This window comes from Herbaspirillum sp. C7C2, assembly GCF_022627865.1.
Classification (GTDB): domain Bacteria; phylum Pseudomonadota; class Gammaproteobacteria; order Burkholderiales; family Burkholderiaceae_D; genus Herbaspirillum; species Herbaspirillum frisingense.
Map to the genome: position 1 here is coordinate 242965 of NZ_JABXGI010000002.1, position 11696 is coordinate 254660.

Below are 11696 nucleotides of genomic sequence, written 5' to 3' on the forward strand. Positions count from 1 at the left end.
GACAGGATCGGGACTCAGAACTCTTCCAGCTCGGGCTCCATCTTCCGGCTGGCAACCGGGGACGGCGTCGCCGGCAGGCGTGCTGCCTTGGGCGTGACATCCACCGAACGCACTGGCGCAGTCGCGGCTCCCAGACCGGCGGCAGCCCGCTGTTCCAGCTTGAACACGGCCACCACGCTTTCCAGTTTCTCGGCCTGCCCTTGCAGGGCTTGCGCTGCAGCGGCAGCCTCCTCCACCAAGGCGGCATTCTGCTGGGTGCCCTGATCCATCTGCGAGATCGCCTGGTTGACCTGGGAAATACCGGTGCTCTGCTCTTCGCTGGCATCGGCGATATCACCGACGATCTGGGTCACGCGCTGCACGCTGTCAACGATCTCGCTCATGGTGGTACCGGCCTGCTCCACCAGCTTGCTGCCGCTGCCGACCTTGTCCACGGAGTCGTCGATCAATTCCTTGATCTCCTTGGCCGCGGCCGCCGAGCGCTGGGCCAGCGAACGCACTTCCGATGCGACCACGGCAAAGCCGCGTCCCTGCTCGCCGGCACGAGCAGCTTCCACCGCTGCGTTGAGCGCCAGGATGTTGGTCTGGAAGGCAATGCCATCGATCACGGCGATGATGTCGACGATCTTGCGCGAGGAATCATTGATGGAATTCATCGTGTCGACCACCTGGCGCACCACGTCGCCACCCTGGGAAGCGATATGCGACGCCGATTGCGCCAGCTCATTGGCCTGGCGCGCGTTCTGGGTGTTCTGCAGCACCACCGAGGTCAATTGTTCCAGGCTGGAGGCACTTTCTTCCAGTGCAGCGGCCTGCTGCTCGGTGCGCGCCGAGAGGTCGGCGTTGCCGGCGGCGATCTGGCGTGCCGCCACGGTGACCGAGTCGGTCGAACTGCGGGTGGTCGCCACCACGTCGACGATGCGCGCCAGCAGCTTGTTGAAGGCGGCGGCGGTACGGCCGATTTCATCCATGCGTTCCACCGGCACCGGACGCGACAGGTCCAGGGTCTGGCTGACGTGCTCAAAGGTCTGCTGGATCTTGCCGAGGCTACGGATCACGCTACGCAGCATCTGGATGCCCAGCAAGCCCGTGAGCAGGACCGCCACCACGATCACCGCGATCATGCTGCGCAGGGCGAAGGCATAGGCCTCGTCGCTCTCCTGCTTGACGGTATCAATCATCTTGCGACCGATCAGGATGTGGTCGTCGAAGCCCTTCTTGGCGGCCGCCGCCGAGATCGCCAGCGGCGTGCCGGCTTGCAGCGTGGCACGTACGCCGTCCATGTCATTGGCATAGGCGGCAGCGAAGAACGGCACCAGCGCCTTGCGATAGGCCTCGATATTGGCCTTGTCGGCCTGGATCAGAGCGCGATCCTTGTCATCGAAGATCAGGTCGCGCTCGTAGTGGGCGAACTCTTCATCCAGTGCCTTGTTGGCGGCGTCCACCGCTTTTTGCAAGGCGCTCTTGTCGGGCAGGTTGGCAAACACCGAGAGGCGATAGCCGGCCAGGCGCGAATCGGCCAGGTAGCCCTTGAGCAGGTTCAGGCTATCCATGCCCGGGATGATGTGGTTCTGGATCAGCTCCAGCCGCTGCTGGGCGCGTTGCAATTGCCACAGGCCGCCGGCACCGACGAACAGCAGCGCCAGCAGGGCCGTCGAGAGAGTGATGATGAGGCGCTTGGTAATGGTCATGATTGAAAATCCATCGATGAGAATAAAAGGTGCCGAAGCACGGTGGTACGTCAACTACGCAAACAGGAGTGGCAGCGTAGATGGATGAAGCCCGGTGGATCAGGCCGCCAGCGACGCTTCCGGTGCCGTAGCGTCGAGCAGGTCGTGATGCTGCCGGCAGAAATCCAGGCCGGCGCGATAGCCCACATCGAACAGCAACTGCATGTTCGAACTCGACCAGTCCAGAACCTGCGGCCAGTGTTGCTGCGGCACCCCACCCATCAGGTCGACCTTGAGCACCTGACGACGCTGGGCGCCGGTCTGCGGATCACGGTTGTGCTCCAGCTCGAACAGGCGCTGCTCGGTCTTGGAAATCTTGACCAGCGGCGTGATGATGGAACGCACCCAGGCATCGTAGAGATTGCGCGGCTTGCGGATGAGTCGGTCCTCGCCCAGGATATCCAGCACCACCAGAGTATCGACCTCGCCGGCTGGCGCCACGCCAGTCTCCGGGTCGGTAATGAAGGGGGTGAAATTGAGCGTATCCAGTGCCGCGCCCTCGATGTAGTTTTCGCCGTCGATTTCGGTAGGCGCATAGAGGAAGGGAAAGGACAGCGATGCCCGCACGTGTGCCGGCGTGATCTGGTCCTTGTTCCAGATCTGCATATGGTGGCGGTCGATGTTGTAGGCGTTGATGAAGAATTCCGGGCGCATGCCCGGCACAGCGCCGAAATCGATGGACTGCTCCAGGAAGGGCAGATGGGCACACAGACCCAGGCTGCCCGAATGCAGGTCGGAGGGCGACATGGCCGACATCATCAGATGCATCCAGTCGTTCCACTTGGCCGACGCATCGGCGAAGTGACGGGTCAGGAGCTCCGCAAACGGACTGCCGGCCAGTCCCGGTATCTGCGGCAGTTGGCCCAGCATCGATTCACGATAGGTTTCGGCTTGCACTCCTGGCTTCTTGAACACCTTGTAGTTGACCGGGAACAGCTTGTAGATGCTGTCGGCCACCCCGACCTCGGCCCATTGCAGCAGTGCTTCACGCGGCGAGACATCGCGCGGCGCCGTCGCCAGCAGCCCCATCAGCACCCCCGCGCCCGAGGCGGAGATCACGTCGAACTCCACCCCCTGGTCGAGAAACGCCGCCAGCGCGCCGGCAATCAATGTCGAGTTGGGCGCCCCGCCCCCGATGACCAGCGCCTTCCTGCTTCGTCCTGGCGAATCTTTCATCGCACCCCCTGTTATGTTGGCATCCAGCCGTTTTTGTGCGATGCACCGGAAGCATCGCGATACCGCATTCCCTTACCGCGGCAACGTAACTTTTACGCACGGTGGAAATATAGCCGAGGGGCAACGTCAAAATGCTGCAGTGCGAGATTTTATTACCTCATATCTGGCATTCAGAAATTTAATGAGCCAGACAGGGAGGGGGCAGCGGGGACATAGGGCAAGCGCCGGGCGTAAAAAGTACCGATCTGTCATTTTGGCGTAAGCAAAATAGGCTAGATCGGAGGACGCTGGCACTGGACGCCAATGATCGGACCACCGCGCAAGGGCCCACCAGCGGCGCGGGCCGGCGGACGGTGAGCAAACAGCAATGGATTTATGTAACTCCGTATGTCAAACTTGGCGGGCAAAAAAGTGCCATATCTAAAAAAACACAGGTCCAGCTCCTTTCATACGCATGTCCCGCCCCAGCATATTGATGGTCGATCCCAGTCCGGAGTCGGTGGAACTGGCGCGTTTCAGCCTCTGGCGCAGCAAGCTGGATTGCGCCTTCGGCTGGTTCGAGGATGCCGAGCACACCATGGAGTCGCTGTTGAGCCCGCAGGCGCAAAGCCAGCCGGAAGCCCTTCCCATCATGATCTTCATCGAGCCACGCCTGCCCCGCATGGAAGGGCTGGAATTGCTGCATCTGCTGCGCTCCCATCCGCTTACACAAGCGCTGCCGGTGGTCATGTTCGCCACTTCCTACGATGAGACCGACGCCGCCCGCTCGCGCACGGCAGGCGCCAGCGACTACATCGTCAAGCCGGTGGATGCCCGTGAATTCATGCAGGTCGTCAGTGACACCGTCGCACGCTGGCTCCCGACTGACAGCCAGAAAGCGGACTAGGGAAGAAGGCGAGAAGAATCGGGGGAGAAAGCAGAAGGAAGGCAAAAAGGCGGGACCAGAAAGACAAAAGGGTCCATCTTGCGATGGACCCTTCATATCTGGTGCGGCTGGCAGGAATCGAACCCACGACCCCTTGGTTCGTAGCCAAGTACTCTATCCAGCTGAGCTACAGCCGCGAAAAACAAAATTATAGCAGCAAGTTTTTGCCTTTGGGAAGCCCCCGCCGCGAAATTTCCTGGATTTGCAGAATAATTACCAAGAAATTCCCTGCCCCTTCACTTCCGACTAAGCTGATCCGCACCCTTGCACAGCATGCTGGAGATGACCGCATCTCGCCCGGCGGCTATGATGGCGACTCGATCCACCCCACCCTGCCCCATGCCCGACCACGCCGCTACCGACCTGACGCACGAACAGCGCATCCGCGAGCAAGAGCGCGCCCGCATCGCGCGCGACCTGCACGATGAGCTGGGTGCCCAGTTGGTCGGTATCGGCATGGCGCTGGGCCAGTTGCGGGAGCAGCTGAGCGCAGGCGGCGAGACCGGATCCGCCCTCGGCCATGCCGACTACGCCCGGGAACTGCTGGCGCAGGCGCACCAGAGCATGGACCAGATCATCGATGACCTGCGCCCCCCCATCGTTGAATTCGGCCTGGTTGACGCCCTCGCCTGGCAGTGCCGCCAGGTGACCCGGCAAAGCGGGCTGCCGTGCCGCCTCGACAGTCCTTCCGCGCTGCCGCTGGAGGATGAGTTCGTGGTGCTGAGCCTGCTGCGCATCGCCCGGGAGGCGCTCAACAATGCCGTGCGCCATGCACAGGCCAGCCAGATCGACGTAAAGCTCACCCTGGCGAACGGCACCCTGCTGCTGGCCATTACCGACAACGGCATCGGCTTCGTCCCGCAGGCCGTGCGCCAGCACGGACAGGGCCTGCGCAACATGCGACAGCGCGCACAGGCGCTGGGTGCCAGCCTGGCGCTGGAACGCGGTGGCAGCAAAGGGAGCGAGGGCGGCAGCAGCATCGTCCTCCGGATGCCTGTCCCTCTCTGAGCGAACGCTATAGAATACGGCCTCGCGCAGCCTACCCGGCCGGCGCCATCCGCAGCACCTCCAGAGGAACCAAGCGCCCGCCCATGAGCAAGAAAGTCACCGCCGCCATCAAGGTCCTGATCGCTGATGACCACGCCATCGTGCGCGAGGGTCTGCGCCAGATCTGCGCCGGCACCAAGGATATCCTCGTGACCGGGCATGCCGCCAACGGCCTGGAAGCCATCAAGCTGGCGCGCGAAGGCGATGGCAACGTCATGTTGCTGGACATCGTGCTCCCCGACCGCAACGGCATCGACATCCTCAAGCAGATCCGCAAGGAGCAACCCAATTTGCCGGTGCTGATCCTCTCCGTGCACCGCGAAGATCAATACGCCATCCGCGCCCTCAAGGCCGGTGCCGCTGGCTTCCTCAACAAGCAGGCGGCGCCCGCCGAACTGCTGGCCGCCATCCGCCAGGCCGCTTCCGGCCGCAAGTACGTCAGTCCCTCACTGGCGCAGGAACTGGCCACCCAGATCGGCTTCGATCACGACACCCCCCTGCACGAAACCCTGTCCGACCGCGAATACCAGACCATGGTCATGATCGCCTCCGGCAAGACCGTCAGCGACATCGCCGCCGAGCTGCTACTCTCGGTCAAGACCATCAGCATGTACCGCTCGCGGGTACTGGCCAAGATGAAGATGCGTCACAACGCCGAACTGACCCACTACGCGCTCAAGAACAATCTGGTGGAATAAAAGAGACAGAAACAGACAGCCGCAGCTGCTTTGGCTGATGCGGCCCTTTTCTCCCCCTATTAAATGCATGCCGCGAAAAGGCGCTGACGTACAATTAGTTGTCATTTTGTCCCTCCCATTCAGGAGGCTGACAACGGACTGTCGGCAGCAGGGGGACCTGTCGGCGTCTGCCAGGTGATCGCCGGTCGGCAACAGTGCTCAAGCAATACGCCTGTGCGCCGATACCGTAAGGAACTCCCTGTCGCAAACCGACATACACACCAACAATAGAGTCAGCCGGCATGTCCAAGAAACCGACCACGCTCACGCCTGTCGAGATCGCCCGAGAAGCTTTCCAGCGACTGGGGGCCAGGCGCATCGCGCCCACTCCCGACGCGTACCGCATCGCCTATGAAGAAATCCAGGGGGATGCCCCTGGCGTGACAGCCGAAGCCGTATTGGGAAATTTCGCCACCAAGCTGTCGCGCCAGCCGGGAGAAAATGGTCTCCTGGGAACGCGGCTGGTACGCGCCCGCGACAACGGCGACTGGGCAGAATTCGAGCGCCAGCTGCTGGAATTCTCCGACGCCAACTGGCAGAGCCGCCCTATCGCTCCGGCCGCACCCGTGGTGCCGCACGGCGAGCTGGTCCCCATCGATCTGGAGCGCCAGTTCATCCGCGACAGCAAGAAGGAAAAGATGCTGCGCGAAATGCTGGCTCGGGTGCTGGTATTCAACCTGCCCTCGCTGCTCTCGACCGCGCCGGAGCTGGCCAACGAATCGCGCGACAGCGGCCAGGACCTGAAGACCGCCTTCTCGGAACAGGCGATGAACGACATCATCGCCCGCGTCAAGCAACTGAGCTTCCAGATCGAGCTCAAGACCGATGACATGGCCCAGCAGCAGGACCTGCTGATGCGCCTGTTCCAGTTGCTGCTGGAAAACATCAACGGCCTGCTGGAACAGGGCTCCTGGTTGTCCAGCCAGATCGAAACGGTACAAAGCCTGATCGCCGGGCCGCTCAGCAGCACCTCGCTGGCCGACGCCACCAAGAACCTCAAGGAAGTGATCTACAAGCAGGGTCTGCTGAAGAACACCCTGTCCGAGGAAAAGGTGGTGGTCAAGAACATGATGCTGACCTTCGTGGACCGGCTCTCGGCCATGGTCTCCACCACCGACAACTACCAGCGCACGATTCGCGGTTTCTCGCAGCAGATCAGCCAGGCCGGCAACATCGCCGACCTCAACAGCGTGCTCAGCGAGATCATGAGCGAAACCCAGAAGGCGCAGGAAGAAGCGACCCGCTCGCGCGACGCCATGGAAGATGCGCGCCAGGAAGTGGAAAAGGCCGAAGATCGCATCCACACCCTGGAGCAGCAGCTGCAGCAGATGGGCGAACTAGTGCGCGAGGACCAGTTGACCGGCAGCCTGAACCGCCGTGGCATGGACGAATCGCTGGACCGCGAGATCGCCAATGCAGTACGGCGCGACACGCCGCTGTGCGTAGCCCTGCTGGACCTGGACGATTTCAAGCGCATCAACGACACCCATGGCCATGCCACTGGTGACGAAGTGCTGGTGCACATGGTGCAGGTGATCAAGGAGACGCTGCGCAAGCTGGATGTGATCGCCCGCTTCGGTGGCGAGGAATTCGTGGTACTGATGCCCGAGACCACGCCGCAGGATGCGGTACAGATCATCACGCGGGTGCAGCGCGAACTGACCAAGCGCATCTTCATGCACGAGAGCCAGCGCCTGCTGATCACCTTCAGTGCCGGCGTGGCGGTCTACCACCCGGGTGAAAGCCAGGCAGAGCTGCTCAAGCGCGCCGACGTCGCGCTTTACAAGGCCAAGAACGCCGGCAAGAACCGCATCATCTTTGCCGAACCACCCGCCGGTGCCGCACCGCTGGTCTAGCCGCAGCGCCGGGCGCAGCAGCTCCGTACGGCCTCAGTACGGACTGCCGCTGCCGGCCAGCTTCCAGCGTCGCCAGCCGGCGGCGGCCATCACCACGAACAGCGCATAGAGCATGGCCGTCAACGTCAGGTGCTTGTACAGGTACAGGCCGACGTAGAGCACGTCCACCGCGATCCACACCAGCCAGTTCTCCAGCTTCTTGCGCGAGAGCAGGAACTGCCCCACCAGGCTACCGGCGGTCAGGAAGCCATCCATGTGCGGCACGTCGGTATCGGTGTAGCGCTGCAGGAACCAGGACAGCAGCCACCACCCGGCCAGCCAGGCGGTCGCCATCATGGCCCAGCCGGATCGCGTCAAGGTCGACACCTGCAGCGGCCGGTGCTGCTCGCCGCCACGCAACCATTGATACCAGCCCCAAACCGACACCGCCACGAAGACGAACTGCAGGCCGGCGTCGCCATACAGGCGCGCGTCGGCAAACACGGCGGCATACAGCAGCGAGGACAGGATGGAAAACAGCCAGGCCCAGTGGTTCTGGCCGATATTGAGCCAGACCGTCAGCACGGCCAGGGCGAAAGACACCAGCTCCAGCGGCGTGGTGGTGAGGCCGAACCAGGTCAGCGGAGTGTCGGGACTCATGCAGCAGCAGGCAGATTCAGGAGCGTATCAGACCATCAGCGCGTAGCCGCGCGCGCGCCACCCGCAGGTGCGTTGGCGGGAATGGAGACGCTGTTGGGTTGCCCGGAACCAGGCATGTAGGGATTCGGATTGGCGGCATTGGCGGGCTTGCCGGAACTGCCATCGAGCAGTTGCACGAAGATTTCGTTCTGCTTGATCATGCCCAGCTCGAAACGCGCACGTTCTTCGACGGCGCCCTTGGATTGCTTCAGGTCGTCCACTTCGGAGGCGAGCTTGGCGTTGCGCTCCTTGAGTTCGTCGTTCTTCTTGTGCGCCAGCTGGACCTGACGGTCGAGCTCCCAGACCTTGAACCAGCCGCCCTTGCCCAGCCAGAGCGGGTACTGGATCAACACCAGCAGAAAGGACAGGCAGAGGATGATCAGGCGCATAGCCGGGAGCTCTCTTTGCGGCGCCTGCCTTCAGGGTGGGCGCCGCAAATGTGTTACTTCAGGTTGTAGAACGCAGCGCGGCCCGGGTAGCTGGCGATATCGCCCAGGTCTTCCTCGATACGCAGCAGCTGGTTGTACTTGGCCATGCGATCCGAACGCGACATGGAGCCGGTCTTGATCTGCAGTGCGTTCATGCCGACGGCGATATCGGCGATGGTCGAGTCTTCGGTTTCGCCCGAACGGTGCGAGATCACGGCGGTGTAGCCGGAGCGCTTGGCCATTTCGATGGCGGCGAAGGTCTCGGTCAGGGTGCCGATCTGGTTGATCTTGATCAGGATGGAATTGGCGATGTCCTTGTCGATGCCTTCCTTCAGGATCTTGGTGTTGGTGACGAACAGGACGTCGCCCACCAGCTGCACCTTCTTGCCCAGGGTTTCGGTCAAGAGCTTCCAGCCAGCCCAGTCGTTCTCGGCCATGCCGTCTTCGATGCTGATGATGGGGTACTTGTCGCACCAGGAGGCCAGGAGACCCGTCTTCTGGGCCGGGGTCAGCACCATGTTTTCACCGGCCAGGTGGTAGTTGCCGTCCTTGTAGTACTCGGAAGCGGCGCAGTCCAGGCCCAGGGCGATCTGGGTACCCGGCTCGTAGCCAGCCTTCTCGATGGCTTCGATGATCAGCTTGATGGCTTCTTCGTGGCTGGAGACGTTGGGTGCGAAGCCGCCTTCGTCGCCCACCGAGGTGGCCAGGCCGCGGTCATGCAGGATCTTCTTCAGGGTGTGGAACACCTCGGCACCGTAGCGCAGGGCTTCACGGAAGCTCGGTGCGCCCACCGGGATGATCATGAATTCCTGGATGTCCAGGTTGTTGTCGGCGTGCGCGCCACCGTTGATGACGTTCATCATCGGCACCGGCATCTGCATGGAACCGCTGCCACCGAAGTAGCGATACAGCGGCAGGCCGGCTTCTTCAGCGGCAGCCTTGGCCACGGCCATGGACACGGCCAGCATGGCGTTGGCGCCCAGGCGGCTCTTGTTCTCGGTACCGTCCAGGTCGATCAGGGTGCGATCCAGGAAGGCTTGCTCATTGGCGTCCAGGCCCATGATGGCTTCCGAGATTTCGGTGTTGATGTTTTCGCAGGCTTGCAGCACGCCCTTGCCGAAGTAGCGGCTCTTGTCGCCGTCACGCAGTTCGATCGCTTCGCGCGAACCAGTGGATGCGCCCGAAGGCACGGCAGCGCGACCCAGCACGCCGGATTCCAGCAGCACATCGCATTCCACGGTGGGATTGCCACGGGAGTCGATCACTTCGCGGCCGATAATATCAACGATTGCACTCATTCAGATCTCCATCAAGGTTTTAAAAATTGTTGGCGGGTGCAGGCCCGGTGGCCGGGGCGCCCATGATGAAACGGCCGCCCGACGGCAGCCGTTTCATGCACACGTTCAGACCGTCACGCCTGGCCTTTGATTGCCGCGTGATGCGCCAGCGCCGCGCGGATGTACGAGATGAACAGCGGATGGCCGTCACGCGGAGTGGACTTGAACTCCGGGTGGTATTGCACGCCGATATAGAACGGGTGAGCGTTCTCGCCGGAGCGCGGCAATTCCATGATCTCGCACAGATCTTCGGACGGGGTACGGGCCGAGACCACCATGCCGGCCTCTTCCACGCGACCGAGGTAGAAGTTGTTGGCCTCATAGCGATGGCGGTGACGCTCGGTCACGCTGTCGCCGTAGATTTCCGCGGCCAGGGTACCCGGCTTGACGGCGCAGGTCTGCGCACCCAGGCGCATGGTGCCGCCCAGGTCGGAATTGGCATCGCGGCGCTCGACCTTGCCGTCGTGGTTCTGCCATTCGTCGATCAGGGCCACGACCGGCTGTTCGGTGTCCGGATCGAACTCGGTCGAGTTGGCCTTGGTCAGGCCGGCCTTGTTGCGGGCGTATTCCAGCAACGCCACTTGCATGCCCAGGCAGATGCCCAGGTAAGGCACCTTGTTTTCACGGGCATAGCGGGCGGCGGCGATCTTGCCTTCCACACCGCGCTTGCCGAAGCCGCCCGGCACCAGAATGGCATCGTACTTGCCCAGACCGTCGGTACCGTTGGCTTCGATCTCTTCCGAATCCAGATACTCGATGTTGACGCGGCTGCCGGTGTGGATGCCGGCGTGGCGCAGCGCTTCGGTCAGCGACTTGTAGGACTCGGTCAGGTCGACATACTTGCCGACCATGCCGATGGTGACTTCGTGCGAAGGATTGTTCTGCGCATCGATCAGCTTGTCCCACATCGACAGATCGGCCGCCTTGGGCGACAGGCCCAGCTTTTCGCAGATGATGGTATCCAGACCCTGGTCGTGCAGCATCTGCGGAATCTTATAGATGGTATCGGCATCCCAGACCGAAATGACGGCATCGGCCGGCACGTTGGAGAACAGCGAGATCTTGTCGCGTTCGTCGTCCGGGATGCGGCGGTCGGCACGGCACAGCAGTGCGTCGGGCAGGATGCCGATCTCGCGCAGCTTCTGCACGCTGTGCTGGGTGGGCTTGGTCTTGAGTTCGCCGGCCGAGGCCAAGAAGGGGACCAGGGTCAGGTGCACGAAGGCGGTGGCGTTGCGGCCCGAGCGCAGGCTCAGCTGGCGCGCCGCCTCCAGGAAGGGCAGCGATTCGATGTCACCGACGGTGCCGCCGATTTCCACCAGCGCCACGTCAAAGCCTTCGGCGCCACGATGGATGAATTCCTGGATCTCGTTGGTGATGTGCGGAATCACCTGGACGGTCTTGCCCAGGTACTCGCCACGGCGCTCCTTGCGGATCACCGATTCATACACCTGGCCGGTGGTGAAGTTGTTCACCTTCTTCATCTTGGCCGAGATGAAACGCTCGTAGTGGCCCAGGTCGAGGTCGGTCTCAGCGCCGTCGTCGGTGACGAACACTTCACCGTGCTGCAACGGGCTCATCGTGCCGGGGTCGACGTTGATGTAGGGATCGAGCTTGAGGAGGGTGACTTTGAGGCCGCGCGATTCGAGGATCGCAGCCAGGGACGCGGCGGCAATCCCTTTACCCAGGGAAGACACGACGCCGCCAGTGACAAATACAAACTTGGTCATTACAGATGAGTGCCGAACGGCACATGCGGGAAATTCAAATTATACCCCAAAATGC

At 62.3% G+C, this 11696-nt stretch carries 10 protein-coding genes and 1 tRNA gene; 4 read left to right on the forward strand and 7 right to left on the reverse strand.

Annotated elements, in window-relative coordinates; translation table 11 throughout:
• Positions 1 to 14: 14 nt before the first annotated feature.
• Both HWE04_RS04785 and HWE04_RS04790 read right to left on the reverse strand, forming a co-directional pair.
• Positions 15 to 1691, reverse strand: coding sequence for a methyl-accepting chemotaxis protein (locus HWE04_RS04785; protein WP_006464002.1), 1677 nt, complete (start codon positions 1689 to 1691; stop codon positions 15 to 17).
• A gap of 99 nt (positions 1692 to 1790) precedes the next feature.
• The gene (locus HWE04_RS04790; RefSeq protein ID WP_039875735.1) at positions 1791 to 2906 is read right to left on the reverse strand and encodes a patatin-like phospholipase family protein; all 1116 of its coding nucleotides are present in this window, start codon (positions 2904 to 2906) and stop codon (positions 1791 to 1793) included.
• A 475-nt stretch (positions 2907 to 3381) separates the two neighbouring features.
• Between HWE04_RS04790 and HWE04_RS04795 the strand changes: the two genes are divergently transcribed.
• Positions 3382 to 3792, forward strand: coding sequence for a response regulator (locus HWE04_RS04795; protein WP_241811677.1), 411 nt, complete (start codon positions 3382 to 3384; stop codon positions 3790 to 3792).
• Between the two features lie 99 nt (positions 3793 to 3891).
• Here the strand turns inward: HWE04_RS04795 and HWE04_RS04800 are convergent.
• Positions 3892 to 3968 (reverse strand) — tRNA-Arg (locus tag HWE04_RS04800).
• Between the two features lie 202 nt (positions 3969 to 4170).
• Here HWE04_RS04800 and HWE04_RS04805 point away from each other — a divergent pair.
• From HWE04_RS04805 to HWE04_RS04815, 3 genes are all read left to right on the forward strand, one after another.
• On the forward strand, positions 4171 to 4839 hold the full coding sequence (locus HWE04_RS04805) for a sensor histidine kinase (protein WP_241811678.1): 669 nt from the start codon (positions 4171 to 4173) through the stop codon (positions 4837 to 4839).
• Between the two features lie 83 nt (positions 4840 to 4922).
• Positions 4923 to 5576 carry a response regulator gene (locus HWE04_RS04810; protein ID WP_241811679.1) on the forward strand — a complete coding sequence of 218 codons (654 nt, stop codon included), beginning with the start codon at positions 4923 to 4925 and terminating at the stop codon, positions 5574 to 5576.
• Between the two features lie 281 nt (positions 5577 to 5857).
• Positions 5858 to 7471 carry a GGDEF domain-containing protein gene (locus tag HWE04_RS04815; RefSeq protein WP_234293786.1) on the forward strand — a complete coding sequence of 538 codons (1614 nt, stop codon included), beginning with the start codon at positions 5858 to 5860 and terminating at the stop codon, positions 7469 to 7471.
• 33 nt (positions 7472 to 7504) lie between these two features.
• Here the strand turns inward: HWE04_RS04815 and pnuC are convergent, their stop codons facing one another.
• The 4 genes from pnuC to HWE04_RS04835 form a co-directional block, all read right to left on the reverse strand.
• Positions 7505 to 8110: a nicotinamide riboside transporter PnuC gene (gene pnuC / locus HWE04_RS04820; protein WP_006464008.1), complete on the reverse strand. Its 606-nt coding sequence runs from the start codon at positions 8108 to 8110 to the stop codon at positions 7505 to 7507.
• 35 nt (positions 8111 to 8145) lie between these two features.
• On the reverse strand, positions 8146 to 8538 hold the full coding sequence (gene ftsB, locus HWE04_RS04825; RefSeq protein WP_077236762.1) for a cell division protein FtsB: 393 nt from the start codon (positions 8536 to 8538) through the stop codon (positions 8146 to 8148).
• A gap of 53 nt (positions 8539 to 8591) precedes the next feature.
• On the reverse strand, positions 8592 to 9875 hold the full coding sequence (gene eno / locus HWE04_RS04830; RefSeq protein WP_241811680.1) for a phosphopyruvate hydratase: 1284 nt from the start codon (positions 9873 to 9875) through the stop codon (positions 8592 to 8594).
• A gap of 113 nt (positions 9876 to 9988) precedes the next feature.
• On the reverse strand, positions 9989 to 11641 hold the full coding sequence (locus tag HWE04_RS04835) for a CTP synthase (RefSeq protein ID WP_006464011.1): 1653 nt from the start codon (positions 11639 to 11641) through the stop codon (positions 9989 to 9991).
• Positions 11642 to 11696 lie beyond the last annotated feature (55 nt).